At 38.2% G+C, this 25,405-nt stretch carries 19 protein-coding genes and 1 tRNA gene; 19 read left to right on the top strand and 1 reads right to left on the bottom strand.

Annotated features, from left to right (window positions below; translation table 11 throughout):
* Positions 1 to 310: 310 nt before the first annotated feature.
* Positions 311 to 2,893 carry a DNA translocase FtsK gene (locus ACFIJ9_RS03615; protein WP_375635822.1) on the top strand — a complete coding sequence of 861 codons (2,583 nt, stop codon included), beginning with the start codon at positions 311 to 313 and terminating at the stop codon, positions 2,891 to 2,893.
* 1,141 nt (positions 2,894 to 4,034) lie between these two features.
* Positions 4,035 to 5,741 (top strand): ATP-binding protein, encoded by a 1,707-nt coding sequence (locus tag ACFIJ9_RS03610; protein WP_375635821.1) that lies wholly within the window; start codon positions 4,035 to 4,037, stop codon positions 5,739 to 5,741.
* Positions 5,742 to 5,759: 18 nt separating this feature from the next.
* On the opposite strand, the gene mscL is transcribed toward ACFIJ9_RS03610, so the two are convergent.
* Complete coding sequence (gene mscL, locus ACFIJ9_RS03605; protein WP_026500234.1) at positions 5,760 to 6,167, bottom strand: large conductance mechanosensitive channel protein MscL; 408 nt, start codon at positions 6,165 to 6,167, stop codon at positions 5,760 to 5,762.
* Between the two features lie 1,333 nt (positions 6,168 to 7,500).
* Here mscL and ACFIJ9_RS03600 point away from each other — a divergent pair.
* The 17 genes from ACFIJ9_RS03600 to ACFIJ9_RS03520 all read left to right on the top strand — a co-directional run bounded on the left by ACFIJ9_RS03600 (position 7,501) and on the right by ACFIJ9_RS03520 (position 25,393).
* On the top strand, positions 7,501 to 8,583 hold the full coding sequence (locus tag ACFIJ9_RS03600) for a quinone-dependent dihydroorotate dehydrogenase (protein ID WP_375635820.1): 1,083 nt from the start codon (positions 7,501 to 7,503) through the stop codon (positions 8,581 to 8,583).
* Positions 8,584 to 8,721: 138 nt separating this feature from the next.
* Positions 8,722 to 8,798 (top strand) — tRNA-His (locus ACFIJ9_RS03595).
* Between the two features lie 549 nt (positions 8,799 to 9,347).
* Positions 9,348 to 9,662 (top strand): hypothetical protein, encoded by a 315-nt coding sequence (locus ACFIJ9_RS03590; protein WP_375635819.1) that lies wholly within the window; start codon positions 9,348 to 9,350, stop codon positions 9,660 to 9,662.
* A 181-nt stretch (positions 9,663 to 9,843) separates the two neighbouring features.
* Positions 9,844 to 10,662: a hypothetical protein gene (locus tag ACFIJ9_RS03585; RefSeq protein ID WP_375635818.1), complete on the top strand. Its 819-nt coding sequence runs from the start codon at positions 9,844 to 9,846 to the stop codon at positions 10,660 to 10,662.
* Positions 10,663 to 10,953: 291 nt separating this feature from the next.
* A complete protein-coding gene (locus ACFIJ9_RS03580; RefSeq protein WP_375635817.1) occupies positions 10,954 to 11,787 on the top strand; it encodes a hypothetical protein in 834 nt (277 codons plus the stop codon).
* Positions 11,780 to 12,667, top strand: coding sequence for a hypothetical protein (locus ACFIJ9_RS03575; protein ID WP_375635816.1), 888 nt, complete (start codon positions 11,780 to 11,782; stop codon positions 12,665 to 12,667). The genes ACFIJ9_RS03580 and ACFIJ9_RS03575 overlap by 8 nt, the downstream gene beginning before the upstream one ends.
* 2 nt (positions 12,668 to 12,669) lie before the next feature.
* On the top strand, positions 12,670 to 13,584 hold the full coding sequence (locus tag ACFIJ9_RS03570; protein ID WP_375635815.1) for a hypothetical protein: 915 nt from the start codon (positions 12,670 to 12,672) through the stop codon (positions 13,582 to 13,584).
* 306 nt (positions 13,585 to 13,890) lie between these two features.
* Positions 13,891 to 14,154: a hypothetical protein gene (locus ACFIJ9_RS03565; RefSeq protein WP_375635814.1), complete on the top strand. Its 264-nt coding sequence runs from the start codon at positions 13,891 to 13,893 to the stop codon at positions 14,152 to 14,154.
* A gap of 28 nt (positions 14,155 to 14,182) precedes the next feature.
* Entirely contained in the window at positions 14,183 to 14,980 is a 798-nt protein-coding gene (locus ACFIJ9_RS03560; protein ID WP_375635813.1) for a beta-hydroxyacyl-ACP dehydratase, read from the top strand.
* Positions 14,968 to 15,525, top strand: a complete 558-nt coding sequence (locus ACFIJ9_RS03555) for a hypothetical protein (RefSeq protein WP_375635812.1) — start codon at positions 14,968 to 14,970, stop codon at positions 15,523 to 15,525. Before ACFIJ9_RS03560 ends, ACFIJ9_RS03555 begins: the two co-directional genes overlap by 13 nt.
* Position 15,526: 1 nt before the next feature.
* A complete protein-coding gene (locus ACFIJ9_RS03550) occupies positions 15,527 to 16,030 on the top strand; it encodes a hypothetical protein (RefSeq protein ID WP_375635811.1) in 504 nt (167 codons plus the stop codon).
* Between the two features lie 303 nt (positions 16,031 to 16,333).
* Positions 16,334 to 16,471, top strand: coding sequence for a hypothetical protein (locus ACFIJ9_RS03545; protein WP_375635810.1), 138 nt, complete (start codon positions 16,334 to 16,336; stop codon positions 16,469 to 16,471).
* Positions 16,472 to 17,370: 899 nt separating this feature from the next.
* Positions 17,371 to 17,499: a DUF2924 domain-containing protein gene (locus ACFIJ9_RS03540; RefSeq protein ID WP_375635809.1), complete on the top strand. Its 129-nt coding sequence runs from the start codon at positions 17,371 to 17,373 to the stop codon at positions 17,497 to 17,499.
* 907 nt (positions 17,500 to 18,406) lie between these two features.
* Positions 18,407 to 20,323: a site-specific DNA-methyltransferase gene (locus ACFIJ9_RS03535; RefSeq protein WP_375635808.1), complete on the top strand. Its 1,917-nt coding sequence runs from the start codon at positions 18,407 to 18,409 to the stop codon at positions 20,321 to 20,323.
* A gap of 28 nt (positions 20,324 to 20,351) precedes the next feature.
* A complete protein-coding gene (locus ACFIJ9_RS03530; RefSeq protein ID WP_375635807.1) occupies positions 20,352 to 23,549 on the top strand; it encodes a DEAD/DEAH box helicase family protein in 3,198 nt (1,065 codons plus the stop codon).
* Positions 23,550 to 23,846: 297 nt separating this feature from the next.
* Positions 23,847 to 25,097: an MFS transporter gene (locus ACFIJ9_RS03525; RefSeq protein WP_375635806.1), complete on the top strand. Its 1,251-nt coding sequence runs from the start codon at positions 23,847 to 23,849 to the stop codon at positions 25,095 to 25,097.
* A 125-nt stretch (positions 25,098 to 25,222) separates the two neighbouring features.
* Positions 25,223 to 25,393 carry a hypothetical protein gene (locus ACFIJ9_RS03520; RefSeq protein WP_273787868.1) on the top strand — a complete coding sequence of 57 codons (171 nt, stop codon included), beginning with the start codon at positions 25,223 to 25,225 and terminating at the stop codon, positions 25,391 to 25,393.
* Positions 25,394 to 25,405 lie beyond the last annotated feature (12 nt).

The following is a 25,405-nucleotide window of genomic DNA, read 5'->3' as shown; positions in this document are numbered from 1 at the left end:
ACCCATTTGTATTATTGGGACTAATTGCTTTTATGAAATGGGAGAGAAAGAGAGCTATAGACAATTTTCTTGAAGCTTTTTTATCATGAAGTTTTCTTTAAAACAAATGAAATACGAGCTCTATGACACCATAAACTAGGCAATTTATATCGTAAATACGCAGAAGGGAGATTATGAATATGCATTATGGCATTATTTTTTTCATTAAAAAGTAACCATCAGCAAAAGGTTATTAACCTTCGTATGATAGTTTCTACGAATTCTTTTTGAAAAGGTTATTTTTCTCATTGCTATAAATTTGTTGGGTGCCATGCATAATTCGAAAACAAAATCTATTTCTACGTCTTCTTTTTCTGATGATGGTACGAAAGGTGCATCAAGAGAAGATTTATCTGTTAAGATTACTGAGATATTTCCTTATCCGGAAGTATGGAAAAAGGCATTTACCCTCGGAAAAAATGTCCGTTTCACGCGAACCCCAGAAGTTGAGATTTTGCGTCGTCGTATAGAAACAGATCCAGTTTTTGCAAAGCAGTTTAAAATTTTTACGAAGCAAGATCAAAAAAAAATTACAGATACAGATACAGATATTGTACGTTGTAACAAGAAAACAACAAGCGTTTCATCGACAAAAAAAGTCATTAATCCTCAATCAATAGAAAATAAAACGTCGGTTTGTCATTCAACAGTTTTGAAGCAGTTGTCACGACAAGTTACTCGTATAGCATCAGAAAATATCCCTCTTGAGGAGGGTAAACAAGAGCATAAATTACAAGTAGAAAATGTGCTACAAAAAATGAATCCTGCTTGGCATCTTTCCGATGATGCATTTTTTGAATGCGTATCTTTGATATTTGAACATATGGATACTCAAACTTCAAAAGAGGATCAAACATCGATTGACACGACAAATAAAATTACATCCGATATTCCTTCTGTCTTTGATGAGTCAATAACTGCTCTTTACCGTGTTCTCGAATACCGCTTTCCGCAACTCTATGATTCCATTACATCGGAATCTCCAGCGGAAAGGATGCGAGGCGTTGAGCAAATTTCTGATTTAATGCATACAAATAATGATATTACTAAAGAATGTCATTCTAAGCTTTCTGTTGAAGATTCCGCTCATACGTTAAGTAATGCAAGGGCGTTAAACGATATTGAGGCACTAAGCGACGCTGAATCTAGTATAGAGACGAAAAAAACCAATAATATTGTCGATTGCATAACAAAGAATGTCACACCAAATTTAAAAGATTTGTCTGTGATGCAAGCAAACGGTAAAACGAAAATATTGCAATCTGCCCGCGTGCCATTAAGCAATTATGATTCTGCTTTTATGCAAAATATTCAATCTATTTACAGTGATGCTTATGAGTTTCCTCCGATCAATTTATTACAGGAACCTGTTTTTCATGAAGGTACGATGATTCCTCAGGAAACATTGGAACGCGGTGCTGGGTTTTTGGAAAGTGTTTTGGAAGATTTTGGCATTAAGGGTGAAGTTATCCATGTACATCCAGGGCCAGTGGTTACAATGTATGAATTTGAGCCTGCTGCGGGTGTAAAGTCATCGCGCGTTATTAATCTTTCTGATGATATTGCGCGTTCTATGTCTGCTATTTCTACACGCGTTGCTGTTATTCCTGGACGGAATGTTATAGGGATTGAGTTACCCAATGCGGTTCGTGAAACCGTTTATCTACGGGAATTAATTCAAACACGTTCTTTTCGTGAAAGTGAATTTAAACTTGCTCTTGCTTTGGGGAAAGGGATTAGTGGTGAGCCGGTCATTGTAGAATTAGCAAAAATGCCTCATTTATTGGTTGCAGGAACAACAGGATCAGGCAAGTCTGTAGCAATTAATACAATGATTTTGTCGATTCTTTATCGTATGACACCAAAACAGTGTCGTTTGATCATGGTTGATCCTAAAATGCTAGAGCTCTCTGTTTATGATGGCATTCCACATCTTTTAACACCTGTTGTAACAGATCCTAAAAAAGCGGTAACAGCTTTAAAATGGGCGGTTCGTGAAATGGAAGAGCGTTATCGCAAAATGGCTAAGTTAGGTGTACGTAATATCGATGGTTTTAATGCACGCGTTGCACTTGCGGCTCAAAAAGGTGAAACGATCATGTGTACTGTACAGTCGGGTTTTGATAAGGAAACAGGGGAAATGCTTTATCATGAAGAAGCCATGGATCTTACGCAGCTTCCTTATATTGTTGTGATTGTTGATGAGATGGCTGATCTCATGATGGTGGCAGGGAAAGAAATAGAGAATGCCATTCAGCGCTTAGCACAAATGGCGCGTGCGGCTGGTATTCATCTTATTATGGCAACGCAGCGCCCTTCTGTTGATGTTATCACAGGGACAATTAAAGCGAACTTTCCTACCCGCATTTCTTTTCAAGTGACATCAAAAATTGACAGTCGTACGATCCTAGGTGAACAAGGTGCTGAAACGCTTTTAGGTCAAGGAGATATGCTTCATATGGCAGGTGGGGGGCGTATTGTACGCGTTCATGGACCTTTTGTCTCTGATGAAGAAGTTGAATCTATTGTTGCACATCTTAAACTGCAAGGAAAACCTGATTATTTAGCAACCGTCACAGATAACGAAGACGATAACAAAGAGGATGCTTCTGCCGATTCAACGGTTGAAGTTTCTGAGGAAGAAAATTTTGATGAAGAGGGAGAGGAGCTTTATAATCAAGCTGTAAAGATTGTTATGCGTGATAAAAAATGTTCAACATCTTATATTCAGCGCCGACTTTCAATCGGCTATAATAAAGCAGCTTCTCTTGTTGAGCGGATGGAAGAAAAAGGCATTGTTGGAGCCGCTAATCATGTGGGAAAACGTGAAATTTTACTCAATGCAGGGAAATAAAAAAGCACATTAAAATGTGCGATTTAAAATATGCGATTTTTAAAATGTTTGACAGTTATTATTTAAATAGCGAATGCTTGTTTTATTTTTTCAAAGCAGATGTGACCATGTATTTATTTTTATAATAATATTAAAAAATTGAGTGGAGAGTAATAAAGCAAAAGCGATCTTTTGACTGCTGATACCAAAAGGGGAGATATTTTTAACATTTCTAGATGATCTGGAATGTAAAGAAATTAAACAAATCTTTATATGAGAACAGATAATTTTTGTTTTCTCTTCTATAGCGGTTCTGATGAAAGAAAGGTCTTTTGGGAATTATGGAGAGCATCATAAGAAGAGTATCCAATATGCAAGTTTTATTGCATTGGGTGCTTTAAAGCACTATACTAAATTTGTCATCATTTGATATTATTGGCACAAGAAAGGTGTTCTTACGAGAAACTTTATGTGAAAAAGAAATTTTTATTTCTATTTTTATAATGCGATTTATTGATTTATAATGATAATTTATCATTGTAAATATTGAATAAAAATTTCAAATATCGTAATTTTTTTTCATTTCAAATCTGTTTCTGTTGAAACAAATAAAACGATTTTCTTGCGTATCATAATAATGTAGGGGTAAAAAAGTAAAAAAAAAGAAATAAAAATGCTGCTTATGAACGCCTTCAAATGCCAAGAACTATTGGTAACAACATTAGGGGTTAAAATTAGTATAATGATGGTTTTAACCAGCTATTTTATAAGCATAAAAATGTAATGTACAATGCCTTGCTATCTGTTATGGGGGACTTTACATTATACCATTTACGGATGCCGTCGTAAAATAAGCTTGGGGAGCTTGGGAGATATCTTTTTAAAACAGGCACATGAATGCGTAAAATAAGTGTATTCTTTTTGAGTACTATTTATGCGAGGGAGATGTTACCATTATTGTAACAAGATTTGTTACAATAATGGGTGAATAAGCAACAGGAGTTGGAGGATTCTTTTTATTCTTGTTTTGTTGATGAAACAGTCAAAATTTTGCTACAGACAATTGATATGAGATATCAAGTTATTTTAACCAGAACAGGTAATTGTAAACAAATTAGCATTATTCATTTGAGAGTAAATCCAACACTTTTTAGTTTTAGTTATGCCATTAAAAGCAGATGAATTGAAGTTAAATACAAATGAATTAAAATGTCAGCAAGAAGCTTTTCGTTTTACACCAGAGCTTTTGCCTCGGCCTTTTACGTGGGAAATCGATCATAATGGTTTATTTTGTGAAGTCTCAAAAGAGCTAGCTGAAGTTGTTGGTCCTCTCTCTTCCTCTATTTTAGGATGTAGCTTTCGTGAGCTTGCTCATCAATTTAATGATGATCGATATCTGGTTCTCAGTCATTTTATTGAAGCTGCTATGCCTTGGAGTAAAGAGATTGTTCAATGGCCTGTTGATGGTTGCTTACAATGGCTTGATGTTGAGTTGTCGGCTTTGCCAATTTTTGATGTTAAAAAGCAGCTTAAGGGGTTTCGTGGCTTTGGTATTTTAAAAATACGAAAAAAAGTCCAAGAAAAAAGAGATGAAAAGCTGGAAACAGAAATGCCATGTCTTACGGAGATAGAACGTTCAGCTTTTCATGAAATTGCAGAGAAATTACGTGATGAATTGAATTCATCGGTAAAAGAAAAAAAATTAGTTGAAGAAACAGCTATTCAGTTACCATATACACAAACATTGCCGGTAAATGCTATAGAACAAGCTCTCGTAAAAGAGCCCGCAGCAGTTTTATCATTGTTGGATACAGCAACAGATGGTGTTTTATGGTTGGATGAAGAGGGCTTTATTCAATCAGCAAGTAGGGCAGCCTTAGCATTGATGGGTTATGAAATAAATGAACTACGAGGACAGCCACTCTCTTCATTATTTACTTTGCAAAGCCGATTTTTCGTTGAAAAATATTTTAAATCAATCCGTGTGGAGGGGAAAAATCAGGTTTTAAATCGCAGAGAAACAGCTGATTTAATGACGAAAAATCATAAAAATATAACCGTTTTGATAACGATTGTATTTTTGGCACAGCAAGGCAATTATGCTATTATGTTGCGTGATAGGACACAAACAGTTCCATCAGGAGGAAAAAAAGCAGAAGAGGATAAAATTGTTGGGGTTGTTCATGAAATACGAACACCTTTGAATGCTCTTATTGGTTTTGCAGAAATTATGAGAGAAGGCCGTTTTGGTTCGATAGAAAATGAGCGCTATCGTGGATATTTACGCGATATTATTTCCTCTGGAAAACATATATTATTGCTGATTAATCAATTACTAGAGTGCTCGAAGATAAATTATTCTGGTTCCAATAACCAGATTGATTCTTCCATTATTTCTGAAACATTTGATGTGATATCTTGTTTACGTGCGACGATAGCTTTTCTTGAAACTCAAGCCAATCAGAACGGCATTATCATGCGCATTGTTGCTCCACCTCACGTTCCATTTATTCCTGTATCACAACAAGTGTTTCGCCAGATTATATGGAATCTTCTTTCCAATGCTATTCGTTTTACACCTTTGGGTGGACAGATCATTGTTCACGTTTCTTATAGAAAAGAACGTGTAAAAATTTCAGTGAGTGATAATGGTATAGGGATGAACGAAGAAGAGATTGTACAGGCACTGAAACCTTATGGTCAAGTAGAGCGCAAAGATGGCCGATCTGGTGATAGCGCTTTTATAGGAACAGGCTTAGGCCTCCCAATGTGTAAAGCAATGGTGGAAGAAAGAGGAGGACAATTTTTATTGTTCTCAAAACCCAATCATGGAACAACTGTGGAAATGTTTTTTCCTCGTGTTCCATGATGTAAATCTTTCATAAAATTATTTTTTCTTAGCCAAAAGATCTCTAATTTCTGTTAAAAGTTGTTCTTCTGAAGACGTTTTTTTGGGGCTTTCTTCTTCTTTTCTACGGATTTTATTCATAGCTTTAACGAATAAAAAAAGAACCCAAGCAATAATGAGAAAATTGATAAGTAAAGTAATAAAGTGTCCATAGCTAATGGTTGCTCCAGCTGCTTTGGCGGCACTCAATGTTGCTTGTTTTTCGCCAGCAAGTTGAATAAACATATTAGAAAAATCAATTCCACCTGTAATCAGTCCAATGATTGGCATAAAAATATCATTGACAATTGAGTTGACCAAGCTACCAAAAGCGCCCCCTATAATCACACCGATAGCAAGATCAATCATATTACCTTTTAGGGCAAATTCTTTGAATTCTTTCAGCATTGCGTTTTCCCCTTTATGTAAGCGATATACGGTAATTTACTTACCGCTTTTGATGAAAAAGGAAAGGGCAGATTTTATTTTTAGGATTATATTACAATATTAATATTATTTTCAAAGAACTTTATAAGGCTTAATAAAGAGCATTAGGGCTCTATTTGAATGTACATAGAACATTTCTGAGAGAAAAGCTTTTTTGATAAAAACTATATCTGCTTTTTTCAACAGAAAGTAGAAAACCGTAGCTTAATTTATATAATTGCCTCAAGATTTTTATGATAATATTAAAAAGAAAGATTTTTACAGAATACCACAAAATGAGCAGCGTTGAAAGTTGAGCTATCAGGACGCTTCTCAGATGAAGTGCATATATTGGTATAACGTATTGTTATAAAAAGAGAATTTGGAAATAAAAAATATATTTCAGCACTGATGGAAGAAATAGATAGATGAGGCAGGAGAAAACTTATAATTTAATTCCTCTTAATTCAGTAAGCGATAATAGCAATTAGGAGGAGGGCATTATGGCTTATCTAAAAGCTATTTTTACTGGGGTGCACGAGCTAAAATGGCGATAATTCTGATGGAAGAAACACATTTCATCTACTGGAAGATTGTATTAGTTTATAAATAGCAGAGCTCTAGGGTTTGCAAGATCATTTTGGTTTGGAAATCGTTGGTATGATAGGTGGGAGTTCAATGATCAACTGTCATTACTTAAACTATATTTTAGACAGAGCACTTATAGATGCAAAATTGTATTTAGCGCATCAGAAATGGCAAAGCAAACAATGCAGTTTCTTCAAAAATTTATCAATAGAGTACAAATGATTGAATATCCTGTTGCTAATAAATAGCGCAACAATAGTATGAATTTAGATAATTTTATGAACCATGTATTCTATAAATGCTAGGAAAAAATAGCTTTATAGAGCAAGCTCTGTTTCTATTGGAAACAATATTACACAAAGGAACTTTGGGAATAGGGATAATTTGCGTGCATTTTTAAGAGAATTATGAGCTTGTCTGCATGAGATGTCACAAAACCATGGCTATAGTGAAGAGCCATTGATGTTTCAATTCATGCTGCATTTTATAAGATTAGGATTCACGTTTTAATCTTTGAAAAATGCCGAAAAAGAGAAACGTTTTTTGAGAATAAAAAGTTTTTTACACAGTATACATTAATATAAACATGTATGGCTATTATGTGATGAATTTTCTTCTAGAAGGGGAATATTATTTGGATAATATGCTCTCTTTGATTGGTGATCTTTTGTGTTAAAAGATATAGGTGAGGTGCGATGGATTATTTTTATGTTGTGGAGAAGGATTGATGAGTTTGTTTCGTTGTATTGGCCGTTCTGCCTTATTTATGTTGGATCCAGAGCAAGCACACTGTTTAGCGATTCTCGGGCTGAAAAGTGGATTAAATGGCTGTCAAAAGGTTATCGATAAACGTTTGTGTGTAACTGTTGCTGGGCTTGAGTTTGAAAATTTTATTGGTCTCGCAGCGGGGTTTGATAAAAATGCAGAGGTTGTGGATGGTATTTTTCGTTTAGGATTTGGTTTTACTGAAATTGGGACAGTGACACCAAAGCCTCAGATTGGAAATCCTAAACCACGGCTTTTTCGTTTAAAAGAAGATGAAGCGATTATTAATAGAATGGGCTTTAATAATGACGGACATCAAGTTGTTTACAACAGATTGCGCGCGTGTAAAAAAACTGGTGTTGTAGGAGTTAACATTGGAGCTAATAAGGATACGGTCGATAAGATTGATGATTATACTGTTGGTATTGCTCATTTTTATGATGTTGCTGATTATTTTACGGTTAATATTTCTTCTCCTAATACACCAGGTTTACGTGATTTACAGTCCCGTGACAGTTTGCATCTTTTGTTGAGTGCAGTTTCGCAAGCGCGAAAGGAGCAAGAGAAAAAGCATGGATTTTCCATTCCCATTTTTTTAAAAATTGCTCCAGATTTATCAGAGAAAGAATTGGATGATATTGCAGAAGAAATAAAACTTTCTGATTTTGATGGACTGATTGTTTCCAATACAACTCTTTCACGCCAAGGTCTTAGCAATAGTCACCTCAGTAATGAAGAGGGGGGGCTTTCTGGACGTCCACTTTTTGAGCGTTCTACTATTGTGCTTGCAAAAATGCGTCAAAAATTAGGGAAGGAGATTGCAATTATTGGTGTTGGCGGTGTAAAGGACGCACAAACCGCTTTGGAAAAAGTAAAAGCTGGTGCAGATTTAATTCAATTATATAGTGGGATGGTTTATGAAGGTCCAAATCTTGCTATAACTATTCTGCAAGAGATTTTGCAGATGATGCAACAAGACGGTGTTGATAACATAAAAGGCTATCGTGATCACAGTCTTGAGCGTTGGGCAAAATTTCCTTTGTAAAAACGCTTTTTTCTTCACAAAAAATTGCGAGATTTTTTTAAAGGGGCTTGCAAACTTTGTTGATTTTCCTTATGTCACATAAGCATAAGAATAAATGTTTACGAAATCGTGAACAGTTATGATACATTTTCTTTTTACGCGGTTGTAGCTCAGTTGGTTAGAGCGCTGGTTTGTGGCACCAGAGGTCGTAGGTTCAAATCCCACCAACCGTACCATTTATCTTGTTACAACTTTTCTAATTCTTATTTTTGGCGTTTTGTGAGGCGGTTAAAAGCCGTGCTTGGCGGGCTTTTTTGCGTGTGAGCCGTCACGGAGCAGAGACCTTGCGCGGATGATTTTCCTCAAATTTTGCCCAAAACGGAATGATACGATCAATAATCGCTTGAAATATAAACGGGTTAACTAAATCTATAATTCTGATTGCAATTGCAACAATAAATATCTCTATCAGTATATTTATATACTTTTAGTATATTTTGTAAACTAAGAGAATCTTATTCGACTTTCATTATTATTGCTCATAATATAAACCATTAAGTTTAAACACATAAAATAAGTAAGTAAGCATAAATTTACTAAAATATGACATATTTTTGACACAATACCCTTGATTTTGTCAACTATATATTATAAATGCGAACTTGCATGAAAATGCATTCATATCTCCAGGGGTGTTTCGGTGGTTAATTATGGGTAAGCCATTTTGGCGCGGGGACATAAGTAACCTTGGGGGATTTATTTATACACTAAATTGGAGAAAATAAATGGGAAGTTCAAGTCGTTCGCACGATTATTGCAGTGCCGATAATTTTAGTAGCAAATATAACTCTGGTAGTGCGTTTGGTAGCAAGCATGGTGGTAAGGTTGGCCTTGCGAGTGGTTTTTTCCTAGGATGGGCAGCGGGGCGTAATCCTATGACTGGCATGGCCGTAGCAAGCTTTGGGCAAGCTGTAGGCAATGAATTCGGAGACACCATAGGCGGTTATGCTGGTTATGGTGTGGCTGCTGCCCAGTGTGGCACACAGTTGTTGGGTCAATCTTTTGCTAATTCAGGTGGTGGGATGTTGATGCACTTTTGATGTAGTTCTTTGGGTTATCCTAAAGCCTAGAATGGTGGTACTGTAAAAGGTGCCACCTTTATGTTTAGAATATTACACAGGAGGAGCTATGGGCGAGTTTAGTATAGTGCTCGTTTATTTTTGTCTGTGGTTTGGCATGTTGTATCTATTCCTCAAAACTATTGCTATTAATGGAAAAAGCATGTTAGGCAGGGAGAACATAGTTGCATTCATAGTGGCGGCATTGGTTATTCCTCCTCTCATTTATGCCTTTGAGTATTTTGAGTATATAGTCAGTGTGCCGATAACATCTTCTCATGTTGCTATAATTATGTTCTTTCTTTCTTTTTGCATTGAATTTATACCCAATATAGTAAACAATATAAAATGCTTTAGTTTGGCCATTATCGCAAGTTGCCCCATTTTTTTCATCGCAGCTGGTTTTATTGTTATGAGTGATGACGTTCTGTTAGATTTTTTTGATCTGCAGCTTTCGAGCTATATTTATCTGCTTTTCATTATTCCGTTGATGATAGGGGGGGCTCGCTATGTCCTAATTGCTAAAGCTTTGAAGGAAAAATCTATGTCAGTGCTAGATTTAAGCATTTGTATTGGCTGTGGGTTTGCCATAGGCATCTTTTTTGTGTCATCACTGCTTTTATCAGACCTTCGAGAAATCTATCAACAGATAGGTTTTGCAAACAGGGAGGCAGTGAAAAAAATGTTTGATTATGCGGTGTTTGGTTTTGCTATTCTAACGGGCCAAGTTTTTTTGACATTTTTGATGGTTCTCTTTGTTACTACAAAGAAATATTATTGGTTGGTCCTTGATGTTCTTGCAGAGCTGTTTTTTAGCCTCTTTGTTTCTTATTATGTAGCGTTTGTTCATACAGATGATGACTATAGAATGGTTAGAAATTGGATTTGTTTGATGTTTGTTGTTTATGTGTACGCGCGTTACATTAAATCAAAGAATGTGAAGCTTAGCGTGATTAACCCGTTTAAAAAGAAAACTGAGTGAGAAGACAGGAGGCTATAGTTCTTTGGGTTATCCTAAAGCCTAGAGCAGCCAACCCAGGAGGGGCAGTTTCTGGAGCAATAGTAGGCGGGGTCCCGTGGCGCAGCCGCGGGTATTGCTAAAGCTGGTTGGGATTGTGCTCGCTCTAAGTGGTGAAATTGTTGTTTAACCTGGCTTTTTTAACAAGGTAAAGGCCTTGCTAAGGGGTACACTATCAGCCTCTTAGCAGGGAGTTTTTCTCCCGCAATAATATCTTGGTATGCTTGGGAGGGCAAGGCGCTTTAAGGAAATTATATGTCTGACTTAATTTTTGGAATGCTGCTTAGTTTTGGGATAAGTTCCAGCCCTCGTCTCCTTAAAAACAATGGCTTGTTGGGCGAGCGCGTCATTTTGGGGGGGCTAGCTGGCCTTTCCTGCGCTATCATCTTCGCTTATCCACATAGTGAAAGTGGGCTTACAGACTTATCTTTGCTTTTGGTATGTTATCTTGGCATGCTTTTAATTCTGTACGAGCACTACTTATATAAATATTTAGTTCTTGGATTCTGTGGTGCAGTTGCTGCCTTGTGTATTGGGGCAGGTTTTGTATATTTGAGCTCTTTGTTGCCATTGCCTGCTTTGTCTGCTGCTAATAATAGCCAGCAGCAGGTGGTGCATTACATGAGTTTGGTTGCTGCAAACTATCCCTTTTTTATCCTTTTGATATCAGTTTTAACTGCGGAGCTTTTGCGTTTGTGGTTGCTTCGCGTATATAAGTCAGAATTAGCTGCGCGTGAGGTCCTTTATTTTGGGCTGGGCTGGGGTGTTCTAGACTTATGCTATAAGACCCTCCCAGCTCTTTTTCTTTACTTGAATTACCGTGTTGATAGGGCGCCACAAATGGTGGGCTATGTCGCATTTGAATCTTGTCCACAAGCGATCAGCTATCTTATTGCCGCGGGCATGATTGTATTGATGCATGTTATAAATACGCGTTTTATGTATCTTGGTTTCCAAGATAAGCGCAAGGTCTATTCCTATCTGCCTTTTGTAATTCATTTTGCGGTTGGTCTTTTGTTTATGTTTGACATTTCTTCAGGCTATGCAATATTAATAAATTCTATTTTTGAGGCTTGCAATAATGCTTGACAAATTGACATTATCTGTTATCGGCGCCGTTTTTTGTCTGGTGCTGATTATTTTCCCTTTGATGAAGAAAAAAACATTGGTTGAACATTTGGTTTTCTTGCTCGTTGTTTTGTGTCTTGTTTTTCTTTATGTTTATGGCGCTACGAGTTATTTTCCTTATTATGTTTTGGCGCTTTCGCTTATATTGGGGTACCGCTGGTTACTCTCTTTGGTTAAAACGTTTAAAGGCACGAAGGCGATTATTGGGGCAAGCGCTGGTTGTTATGTGCTTTTGATTTTTTTTCTATACGGCTTTATGCGTATGATAGGCAGTTTGATTTTTGATTTTTCTGCTTATAGTACGCCTAATATTGTTTTTGCTGTTGGTCTATTCCCTATAGGCATGGCGATTATGCAGTTTTTTTTGCTCTCTCATTGGGTGGCAGAAGATAATGGCAATGGTGTAGAGGCAGCACTGGGCGTGGGAATGGGGATTTGGGGGGCTGCTATAGGGCTTGCACTGCTTACATCTCTACCAGAAACTGTGAAAATCCTAAAAGGGGCTTTTAGTCTTGATAGGGACGCCTTACTTTTTTTACTTGAGACGGTAATATATTATACGTTTATTATAGGTCTGAATCTTTTATCAACTTTTTTAATGCTTGTGGTTTGCCTTGACAAGAAATGGCGTTTTTTTGTTCTTATCCTGCTTTTACAATGCTTGGCGGCTTGGGCGCGCTTTTCATGGCGGGCCGCTGAGCCAGAACTTCTTGCAATTGGGCATTATACAATCGCTACTATTCTTATGTTTGCTCTTATGCGGCAAATTTATGATTTTGTGCAAGACAGATTATCCATGAAGAAAAATAGCAGTTACGCTTTAGTAAATGAGGGGGCATAATAATGTTGGTTTTATTTATTACTTCGCTTCTCGCAGGCCTTATTTATGGCGCTGTCATTTATAATTTTTTTCGCTCTACATTTAGTTGGATAAATGTGCTGTTGAGCGGCATAGTTTTTGGGGTGATTGTTCTGTTAGTATGGCGTTACTCGGAAACAGAACATAAACTTGATGCCTTACGTTTACTGCAAGTGCTTGGCGTTGTTTTTCTTCTATGTGTGTTTCATCATTTTCTGAAGTTCAAATTGGTTGTCGCTGGTGCTGTGGGATGGTTTGTTGCTAGCTGCATTGCTGGCGGGTTTATTGCTTTTTGGGAGCAATCTGTAATAAAAACGCTTTATATGATGAGTATTGTTGAAACCAAGAGTCGTGCAGAGCAGGGGCTGGCGCTTGTTTTTTTATTTTTAACATTTTCGGTTTTTTTTGTTGTAGCAGAAGAAGCTATGCGTCGTTGGTTAGTTACTAAGTTTTATCGGTGCTCGCCTAGTTTGTTGTGGCGTTTGCCGCTGAATATTGGCATAGGCTGGGGTTTATGCGAATTAGTTCATAAGGCGCTAGGGCCTTTCCTTGTTTATAATGGTTGGCCTATTCGATCTAGCTTATTAGCCAATGAGTATGTAATTTTTTATTCCTGGACGCAAGCGAGTATTTTTTTGTGTGCTTTGATAAGCGTCATACTCATGCATATTTTCAATACATGCTTGGCGTATCGTGGTGTTGTTACGCGCTCTAAATTTTATGCGTGTGCGCCTTTTTTTGTCCACGCTATTGTTAACTGTTTCGGTGCAACAGTGCTGGTTACAGAGAAGGTTTGGTTTAATGTTGGGGGCAGCTTGTTTATTCTACTTTGTGTGATGTTGTTCGTATATTTTGAAAGCAAAAATCCTTTAATACAAAACATAAAATTGCGCGCTTAAAGTGTTGTAGAGTGATGAATAACTTTGCGTACTCTAAGTATGGCTAGAGAGCCTGATACGCGCTTTCTGTTCTGCAAAAAAATAGAGAAGGTTAGCACCGACGTAACGCGTCCAGTACCAAGAGCGACGTCATTTCTGCACTAATTGGGGGGAGGGTGTGCCACTGGCCACGCGCATATGGGAGTTTGCAAATATGCTATCATGCGACTTTCTAGTGTCCTCCATGAGATTGAAGCTGGGAATCTTGAGGCGGTGGTAACGCATTATTGCAAAAACAAACCCTGGCTAGGGTTTGGTCATCCGATTATGCAACGGGATGTCCGGGTTGATTTCTTTTTTTTACGCTTTCAGGCGCCTATGCGCCCCTTCAGTTCGCTTGCGCGATCTATTTTGGACAATACAGGACTGCAACCCAATGTCGATTTTCTAATTGCAAGCATCATGAGCAAACATGGGGCTGCTTCTGAGCTGGGATTGTTGGCTTTTTTCGTTTGTCATATGCCGATATTTCTCGCGCACTATCAAGCGCGGTTTAGTGCCATTCCTTCGGTTTATCATCAAAGGATTTAAGAGAAAAATATAAAAAGGTCCCCCAATCATGGCTATGAAGCATCGCACCGAGCCAAATTTCTTGGGTATATGTCAGAGTATCACTTTAACCGCACCGATGCGTGCTTGCGGGCAAATCGATATTTCTCACTGGGATTTAGCCCATAACTATTTGAAACAGGGCTTGTTACTCGAAGCCTTGCATCAGTTTTCAGTTCGATTCGCCACCGTGGTGGCTAAAAACTCGGATCTTACTTATCGCTATCTCCCTGTTATGGTTGAACAGTTTTTCTCTACCGCCCATTTTGATAGCGATCGGTTGCGCGTTGAAGGACATATTGAACGCATTAATGAGGCCTACCGTATTCACTGTAAGGTCAGCCCATACGGCAATGGCAGGGCCGTTATTGCGCAGGCAATCATCATGGTCAGTAAGGTCTGCTTCCTTAGCTCGTGTTCTGAGAAAGCCGCTCTTCCATTACTAGGCGATTTATGTAAGATTTCCTCCGTAACCGGAGATTCTTGTACTTTTTCCTTTAATGCGCATCACCCGCTTTTTGAGGAACATTTCCCCTCCCGCGCCGTATGTCCTGGTTCACTATTGATTGAGATGGTTCTGGCTTTGTCCACGCAGGGTAGGGCGAAAAATATCGCATCTGTTGCGCTGAAAAAAGTAAAGTTCATTGAAGCAGTTTATCCGAGAGATACCTATCAGTTGACCATTAAACAGGATACAAAGTGTGAACTGGGTGGCGTTTTTTATATTCATACGGAAACTAAAAAACGAAGCACTTGCGGTAAGTTTTCTATCAAATATAAAAAGGAGGATGCGCCATGTTTAACATAATAATCTCTTTTCTTCCGTGGAGTATTTACTCCTGGGTTATCAATGGAAACGTTTTAACTCTGGTCGAACGCTCTCTCATCTTGACTGTGCTTTTATTGTTCATTATTGCTCTGAATATTAAAATTATCCGACAGGGAGAACCCGTGATGATTACGAACATTCTGACATTTATTGTCCTGTTTGTTAATTATTTCGCTGGATGGTCTACACTTTTACTGAAATACCCCACAGTTTTTTGCTATCTGTCACTTGCTCTGGTTTCATTGATGAGCTTGCTGGTAAATAAACCCTTTACCATTTTTTATGCTCCTGCTGGTGTTTCTGAAGAAAAACGCAAACATATCCTCTTTTATCTCATCAATAAATATATTACATGGATTTGGGTAATCATCTTTTTTGCCAATGGTCTTCTAGTGGCTTTTTTTGCATGGACCCCCCAGATTTGGTTGGTCACTATGAGTTTAATTTGTGTTGGTATTCTTTTTTCTAAATATCTTCCTAACATCATACAATATTTTTATCGCGTCAAACATCATGGAGCATAATATGTCATTGTTTAACATTCTGACTGGAACCCCTTTATGGGCCTGGATTTTACTTATTTTTCTCATCGCGAGGGGAATAATCGCATTGAAAGATAGGGAAATGAAGGTTTACCGCCTTTTTCTATTGCCGATAATCTTTCTTTTTTTGGGCGCAAGCGATGTGATTAACCAGCTGGTGTTCCCGCGCTGGGGAGCAATCTCAATGTTGGCGGGGCTGATGATCGGCGTTGGCGTTGGCTGGTTGCTCTGGCATGCCACTCCGCGTTTAAAAATCAAAGAGGGAACGGATTTAATTATTCTGCCTGGTACGCGGTTGACGCTGACATTTATTCTTATCGCTTTTGTCATCAAATTCACATTGATTGCTTTTCTCAAGATTGAACATGATTTGAGATATGCATTTGATTTTAACCTTCTTTTTGGTCTTTTAAGTGGGTTCACTGGTGGTGTGTTTTGGGGCAGCACATTAAATTTATATATAGCATTTCGAAAGAATTCAAATTAATCCCTATACCATTAGCTGTGGGTGCTTCCCATTAGAACTATCTCAATAGAAGCTTATTCCTAACAACAACGCTGCATACAAATGCAGCGTTGCCTCGTAGTTTCAGATTTTTTTATCCCAGCGCGTGAATAGGTGAGGGAAGTGATATATCTGACTATGCCCCCTTGGGGGAAGAGCGAGCCTAAAGGTTTAGAATGCTATGAGTTTGAGCTAGCTGAACTTTGAGCAGATGGTTTATCGCTCATGGGAAATCATTTTGTTTTACGATTCAAAAAGAGGATAGTGATGGTCTCATTGGCGTAGGTGGGCAAGAAAACTGTTAGCTTGGCAATGCGTCAACAATTTGTAGAACTATGTTGTGGAACCCCTACGCAAAGCGGTTGCTATGATGGCATGATGCTTTTGTCAAGCATTATGATATGGGTAGGAACCGGTGTTTAAGGGTGCAACTGCGGTCACTGTACGATCCAGTAGCATTACGTCTGAGTATTTAGGAGCGGCAGACTCCGTACAGGCTACGTGTACAATATGTGAAGCACGCTTGCGGGAATCAGTGTGTCATTATTGTGTTGTGCACGCAACCCTCTAGCGAGTACTTCATTGGTAAGGCTGTTTTTTGAAGCTGGTTGTAATTATCTGTGTGTTTTTAAAGAGAACGTTAGCACCGATGTATCGCGTGCAGTACCGTTTTCCTTTATAAAACTATTCTCATTTCTTTTGTTTCTTTAAGAAATCTGCACTTCTCAGCCTTTTTTGCATATGATCGATAACGTAGCTCAAGTTCCTTGAGACAGTGAATTTTTTTCTCTTTTTGCTAAAAATACCCAAACCATCTTATTTAGTCGAGACTTCGTTTAAGAAGGGATCTTCTAAATTTATTATTTTTTTCAATAGGATATAAATTTCTCGTTTTGGGTGCGCGGTAGACTTATAGCAGTAACAAGCTTAGGTGTATAGTTAGCAGATACCGTCATTATTGAGGAGTTTATTTAAATTGTGTTTGATCGATTGAGGTATACAGAAAAACGTGATCAATAAGCTTAGGTTTATTGGTTCTAAGCGTGGAGGGGGTTGAGCTATCCAATGCAAAAGAATAAATTGTTTTTTTGCGCTGAGCGTTGGTTATTTTTCGACATAATTGCATTTTGGTCTAACTTTGTGAACACACACTATTTCTGACTAATCGAGGAAATAGAACATTCATGTGTTGAGAGGATTAGACAATGAGTTGTAAGCAATTAGAGCAAGAAATAGCCACTGTAAAGTATACGTCAATGCAGGAGTCCAAAGCCTTATGACACACTTATTTCAGTGACGATTATTTAGGCTAAACGCATCATGTGCTTGTGGTGCCAAAAGGCTATCAATATGAGGGAAAGATTTACAAAAGCTTGAAAGCTATTGCCAAGCATATTACCGACATCAATTGGAATGGCCATTTATTTTTTGTCCTTTTAAGGCGTGGATGAGAGGATGACAGGGGACAAGAAAAGTGCTTAAACAAGCGATAAAATCAATACGCGGCGCTATATATAGACGTAAATTCACCGAAGAAGGCTTAGAGCAAGAGTTTAGCTCACTGGACGACAAAAAGAAGCAGGCGAAAGCTTTGTTAAAGCTTATTGTCATGAAGGTTGGCAATTAATACCAACGTTGCTGATAATGTAAAAATCATGCCGCAATATATTTAAGGAGCGAGTGCAAGAGATTAATACATTCCTATGGCAGATTATAAAAGCATGGTTTGCACATGAGCCTAATTATATGATTGATAAGGCAACATAAATTATTCAGGGACAAAATGATAAGAGCTATATTTTATTATGAATCTGGCGCACAGTATAAGACCTATAAAGGTAAAGCGTTTTATGGCATGGGGAGGATTTTCAACATGCTGTCGGGCGTTTGAGGGTGTTCTTACTCTCCGTAAAAGGTATTTTAACAAATCTTGCTTGCACGGACAAGGGAGAACTAGAAGTGGATGCCGATATAATCTCTTGTGAAATTGGTTTTTATTGCGTCGAAATAAATGATGAAGAAATTTATGTTTTAATTGACAGTGATAGTACTTGTATGTGCTTGACCAAGCCACATGTGACGCAATTTTTAAATTACCCATGGTGGCATGTCGTCAAATTGACGATACAGCTCTTCGATTTGTCAGAAATATGACAATGCTAAAATATAGACATATTTTGGATGTGTTTGTGACAATTGATAAGCTTACTGATAATGTTTATAAGTGCCATAATAGCACACAAGAAAAAATATAAAATCGCCGCATGTGGTAATGCGAATTGATCTAGCTGACTTGCGTAAGTAAAAAGAAATATTCATAGACATATTTTATACTAAGCGTAACGGAGAAGCGCAAAGATGAGTATAATAGCAGGTGAAGATAAAATAGAGGGCATGAGTCAAAGTCCAGTTAATCCAGACATAGAAAAGTTAAAAGCAGCCTTTCCGCAATGTTTTGCTGAGGGAAAGCTCAATATAGATCAGCTTCTTAATCTATGCGGCGAATATATTGATAATGATTTTGAGAAGTTCAAATTTGAATGGAAGGGCAAAGGAGCAAGTTTAAAGCTTGCTCAAAAGCCTTCATTTGCGACATTGCGCCCGAAGCGCGAGGAGAGCGTAAACTTTTATAATACACATAATCTTTATATTAAGGGCGATAATCTTGAAGTGTTAAAACTTATCCAGCGGGCTTATTTTGGCCAAGTGAAGATGATCTATATAGACCCGCCCTATAATACGGGTAATGATTTTATCTATGGTGATGATTTTAAAGACCCATTGGCGCGATATAAGGAAGTGACGAGCCAAACGACAAAATCGAACCCTGAGACAATGGGGCGGTTTCACACGGCTTGGCTCAATATGATTTATCCGCGCTTGCGTTTGGCACAGACCTTATTGCGTGACGATGGGGTGATATTTATCTCCATAGATGATCACGAGGTGCATAATTTGCGCAAAGTGTGCGACGAGGTTTTTGGCGAAGAGAATTTTGTTGCTCAATTGGTGTGGGAGAAGGTTCACACGCGCAAGAATTCAGCGAAATATTTTTCTGTCAGCCATGAATATATTATATGCTACGCAAAGTATAAGGAAAATTTTAAGAGGAATTTACTACCACGGCAGGATAGCTCTGCATATAAGAATCCAGATAATCACCCCAAGGGTCCTTGGAAAGCAGACCCTATTACTGCGCATAAGCCTTATGCGGCAGATTATACAATTACGAAGCCTAATGGTATCATGTTAAAACGCCCCCAAGGCGGGTATTGGCGTTTTAGCGAAAAAGTTTTGAAAGAGAAAATTGCTAATAATGAGATCATATGGGGTGAAGGGGAATCCTACCCTATGATTAAAAGATTTTTAAATGAGACTCAAGATGGGTTGGTTCCTACGACTTTTTTCGGCAAGGAAATCGATACCAATTTTGATGAAGAATTTGCAGGAATTTTTAAACGAGAGTTTTCAGGTGATACCGCTTTTTCCAAACGTGAAATTGATCAATTAATGCATGTTCAAGGATTGTTTGAATATATTAAACCTACCAAACTCATAAAATTGCTTATGCAAATCGGCACGAACAAAGACGATATCATTCTCGACTTTTTCGCTGGCTCTAGTACAACAGCGCATGCAGTGATGGCTTTGAATGCCGAAGATGGTGGTAATCGCAAATTCATCATGGTGCAATTGCCTGAATTATGTGATGAAAAGAGCGAAGCCTATAAAGCTGGTTATAAAACTATCTGCGATATAGGTATTGAACGTATTCGCCGCGCTGGTGCACAAATCAAGCAAAAGCATGAAGCAGAACTCACAAGTGAGCAGCCTCTAGACACCGGATTTCGCGTTCTAGAGCTCGATAGTTCCAACTTTTCCATATGGGACGATAGCCCGATTGATCCGAATGCACTTGATGTTAAAGAACAATTGCAAATGCGCTTGGATCATATTTTGCAGGGGGTGAATCCCGAGCGCTCTCATCAAGATATTATCTTCGAAATCATACTTAAATATGGTTGGCCACTGGATTTAAAAATTTACCCTTTACCAATCAATGGCAAAAAATTCTATTATATAGGCGAGAGCGAAGGCGATGTCTTGGTAATTATAGCCATAGACACGCCCTTTGAACCCGAAGATGCGGAAGAGATGATAAAGTATTTGCCCGTAAAAATCGTAGCGCTTGATGCGGCCTTTAAAAGTGATGAGGCGCTTATTAATTGCGACTTTATCTTTAAAGACAATGAAGTAAGTTTTGATAAAATTTAAACTATAGAGAGACGATTGGGGCGGCGATATGAAACTTAAATTTAAACAACAAGAATTTCAAAATGATGCGGTTAAAAGCGTTATTGATTTATTTAAAGGCCAACCACGACGGAATTCTTCTATTTTCTTGCATTCAGAACAAGGACAATTAGCGTTAAATGAATTTGGTTGTGGTAATCAATTATTAATTAGTGATGAAAGCATATTAGCAAATTTACAAGAGGTGCAACAGAACAATAAACTCTTGGCGAGTAAGACGCTAGAGCAAAAGCAGTTTTCTATTGAGATGGAAACGGGAACAGGCAAAACTTATGTTTATAGCAAGACGATTTTTGAGTTAAATCAACGCTATGGCTTTACCAAATTTATTATTGTTGTACCAAGTGTTGCTATTCGCGAAGGGGTATATAAATCACTTCAGGTAACAAGGGAGCATTTTCAAGCAGAGTTTGATAATCTGCCCTATCGTTATTTTATTTATAATTCAAAAGATCTTTCGCAAATTCGCCAATTTGCAAGCTCTACCAATATTGAAATTATGATTATCAATATTGATGCATTTAAAAAAGCAGAAAATATTATCAACCTTCCGCAAGATAGACTGAATGGCGAAAGTGCTATGCGTTATATCCAAGATACAAATCCGATTGTGATCATAGATGAACCGCAATCGGTGGATAATACAGCAAAAGCGAAGGAGGCTATTGCGAGCCTTAACCCGCTTTGTGTTTTCCGCTATAGTGCCACGCATAAAGATGAGATTAATCTTTTATATCGTTTAACACCTGTTGATGCTTATCAAAAAGGACTGGTAAAGCAAATTTGTGTTTCTTCTAATCAGATAGAGCAAGATTTTAACCGTCCCTATATTGCCTTGAAATCCGTATCACACAAACATGGCTTTAAGGCGCGCTTAGAGTTGGATATTGCGGGAAAGAATGGCACTGTGAGCCGCAAAACAGTTACAGTGAGACAAGGCGATGATCTGTATCGCGTTACGGGCGGGCGTGAGCTTTATAGGGGTTATATTGTTTCGGGTATCAATTGCATGGCGGGGGATGAAGCCGTTGAGTTTTCTGATACTGAAATTGTCAAGTTTGGCCACGCGCTTGGTGATGTGAATATAGTAGAGCTTAAACGCGCGCAAATTTATCGCACTATAGAAACACATTTAGATAAAGAATTGCGGCTTGCGCCTTTAGGGATTAAAGTTTTATCACTTTTTTTTATTGATGAGGTGGCTAAATATCGTAGCAATGATGAAGAGCCAGCACTTTATGAGCGTATGTTTGAAGAATGTTATGAAGAGCTGTTGGCGAAAAAGAAATATACCTCCTTGCGAACTGAGTTTGCGCAAAATGTTCGAAACGTACACGGCGGTTATTTCTCGCAAGACAAGAAAGGCGTGTATAAGGATACAAAGGGCGACAGCCAAGCTGATGATGACACTTATAACACGATTATGCGCGATAAGGAGTGGTTATTATCTTTTGCATGCCCCTTGCGTTTTATCTTTTCGCATTCGGCATTAAGAGAAGGCTGGGATAATCCGAATGTGTTTCAAGTGTGTATGTTGATTGAGCAAAAATCGAATTTTACCGCGCGGCAAAAGATTGGTCGCGGTTTGCGTTTGTGTGTAAACCAACAAGGTGAGCGGGTGGAAGATAAAGATATAAATGTGCTGCATGTCATGGTGAATGAAAGCTTTGCTGAGTTTGTGAGTACATTGCAAAAAGAATTAGAGGCGGATATTGGTTATAAATTTGGTACATTGCAGATGGAGGAGTTGGTTGGCCGTATTTATGAAGATGTAAAATATGCAGCCGCTAAAGTGGAAGTGCCACAAGCACAAAAAATTATTAAAACGCTTGTTGCAAAAGATTTGATTGACGAGGCGGGTGTCGTTAAAGTAGATCAGGATTTAGTGGCGAGCGAATTTGAAGCTATAGGGGCGGAGGAAATGCCACGCGAATTGCGTCAAGAAATTATGAAAAAAATTGATTCAGGCGCACTTATTAATGTTGAGACGCTGCAAGATCTGATTTATATGACAGCTGTGACGGAAACAAAAATTCTGTCTTCGCAAGAGGCTGCTGATATATTGGTTGAGTTGCGTGAAAAAGCCTTGCTTACATCAGCAGGAAAAATCACAGATACATTAAAAGCGCAATGGGCGACTGGGGCGTTGGATTTAAGTGAACGTTTTAGTAAAGGGCAAAAGCAGGCTGTGCTGCAGGCGCTAGAAGCGAGCCAAGCCATGCCGATTATTCGTAATGCTGCGCGCGAGGTGCGGGTTAAGCTTAAAAAGCAAACAGTGGCTTCGCCCGAGTTTTTGTCCTTGTGGGAGAAGATCAATAAAAAAACCACTTATCGTGCAAAGCTTGATCGTACAGAGTTTGTTGCCAAAGCAGTGGATGCAGTGAAAAAAATGGCGCCAGTTGCGCCCGCGCATTTGGTTTATCAGACAGCAGAGATAGAACTGGATAGTGCTGGTGTGACCTACGAAGAGCAGTTATTAAAGCAGAGTACGCTTGATTATAGTTTGTGTGCACTGCCGAACATTGTACATTATCTGACCTTAAAGTTGAAATTAACCGCAAAGACAATTATTGGTATTTTTACAAAGAGTGGTCGTGAGCATGAGTTTGTGAAAAATCCACAAGCTTTTTTAGAGCGCATAGAAGAAATACTCAATAAAACCCATGTTAATCTTACAATTGATGGCATTAAATATTTAAAGCTGGTCGGGAAAGAATATAGTGTGCAAGAGCTTTTTACCAGTGAAGAACTTGTGGCAAATTTAGAGCGTACAGCTGTTGTGAGTGAGAAGAGTGTGTATGATCATGTGGTTTATGAAAGCAGTGTGGAGAAAGAGTTTGCACAAAGTCTTGAAAATGATCCTGAAGTCAGATTGTTTTTTAAACTGCCAAGAAGTTTTAAAATAGCCACTCCCATTGGTTCTTATACGCCTGATTGGGCGGTCTTTTTAGAGCGGGATGGCGAACAAAAGCTTTACTTTGTGCTGGAAACAAAAGGGGCAAACAGCGAGTTTGATTTGCGCCTTAAAGAAATGCTGAAAATTAAATGCGGCAAAGCGCATTTTGCTGCACTGCAAACGAGCGTTGCATTTAACGACCAGCCGGTGACAAATTGGCGTGAATATAAGCGTACTTTGCCCGAAGCGGCGCATGAGTTTCCAAGTGCTGCGGTGGTTGTTGCAGAATGATTGGTGCATGAAATACTTAACGTGAGCGCGGGGAGGACAGCCAAACTTTTTATATCAAGATAATAAATTGACAAAAGGTGGCTACAAAGTAGCTATAATCCACACTTCTAATATAGGAGGTAAAGTTATGAAAACTAAAAATATGTATAAACAACTGAAAAAATCAAATTAAGCGGGGTGATGTTACTGTGCTCAAAGCCCGAGCAAGTGAGCAGAAAATGGCTGCTCGAAGCTCCCTTCTGAATTGAGGTTTTAGAATATATAAAGCTGGCAGCTTTATAGCCTTTGGATATATTAATGACGATAGATTATGAAGTTAAAAAGTTGCTCTATGGCTGTGCGGCAATGAGTGGGGTTCGGCTGATTACAGGTTCCTTCCATGCTTTTTTTTTCTTGTCTATGGGCGTTAGCATAACACAGTTAGCTTTATTGCAAATTGTGTTTAGCGTAGCTATTTGTATTTTTGAAGTGCCTTGTGGGATTTTAGGAGATAAAATCGGCGTTAAACAAAATGTTATCTTATCATGTTTCTTTTTTTCGCTCTTCTTCTTTTTATGTATCTACGCGCCTAATCTTTCTGTCTTAATTCCGGCAGAAATTATTTATGCTTTAGGCTTTGCTTTATGTTCTGGCGCTGATAGCACATGGATTAAAGGCTTAATCGACGGCGGTGGTTACAAGGATAGTTTGATCTACCACCAAGTAAACGCCTATAAGCGGGAACTAACGGCATTCATGAATACGGTTGCTGGTGCGCTAGGTGTTCTTATTGTTTTGTGTATGGATAATTATCAGTCGGCATATTATTTTTGTTCTTTCGGATTTCTCGTACTTGTATTCTTGTTTAGTCGGGTGACGGGGATAGGTATTGCATCCGTTTCGGATAGTCAGCCAATAGACTCAGGTTCTTTGTTGCATGCAACAGAAGCTTTTGCTTATTTAGTTACCTCAAAAATCGGGTTATATTATATATTGATATGTGGTTTTATTGTTGCCGCATTGCAGCCAATATTTCATTTTTGGCAACCTTTTATTTTGGGACAAACAGGAGTATTAGACAATGCAACAGGAAAGACTAAAATTCTTATTCTTGGCCTGTGCTTTGTGTCTTATACTCTCGTAAAATACTTATTTAATCGCTTTGTAATTAAATATCTTATGCAAAAATACGCTCCTATGGCGATAACTTTGTACTCACTAGTCCTGAGTGCTGTTGTTATGCTTGCTCTGCTTCTCGTTGCAAACAGTTGGGCCCCCATTATTTTATTCACCGTATTTCACAGTTTTTTTTCTGTCCCCGTAACGCAGTTTGAAGCAGAATTTTTTAAACATATTCAACAAAAGAATGCAAATACGGTTTTATCCATTGTTAGTTTTCTTGCACGTATTTTTGGTATTTTAGCGCTTGTGCTGATTGGTTGGTTGGCGAACAATGTTTGTATAGAAGCAGCTTTTTGTTTCACCTTGCTTTGTATATGTTTAATTATCCCGCTTAATTTGGCCTGGCTTTATACTGATAAAAAGTTAATAAAAGACGAGAAGGTTTGAAAGTGAAGATACTGTTAAATAGGAACTTGCCTATGACTTACATAAAGACACAGGAAAAAATAGTGTGTGGGTCATCTTATATGGATTGAGTCGAAATTAATAGCTGTCCATCGTTTTTAGTAGAGATGCTTACCGATTTGAATGCGCCAAATGATTGTGCGGCTATTAGCCAGAAATATCGCGAACGAGCATATCAAGAAGCTTGTGATATTGATGTTTTGCTAAATAGTGGGCGCGTATTAGATTTTGCAAAAAACGCAAGCTTTTTTAGAGTGCGCGGAGGAAATCCTCGATAAAGCGTATGTCAA

The organism is Bartonella sp. MR90HLJMH, assembly GCF_042194115.1.
GTDB lineage: Bacteria > Pseudomonadota > Alphaproteobacteria > Rhizobiales > Rhizobiaceae > Bartonella > Bartonella grahamii.
The sequence above is the reverse complement of the archived record's forward strand: the minus strand, read 5'-3'. Positions and strand labels throughout refer to the sequence as shown.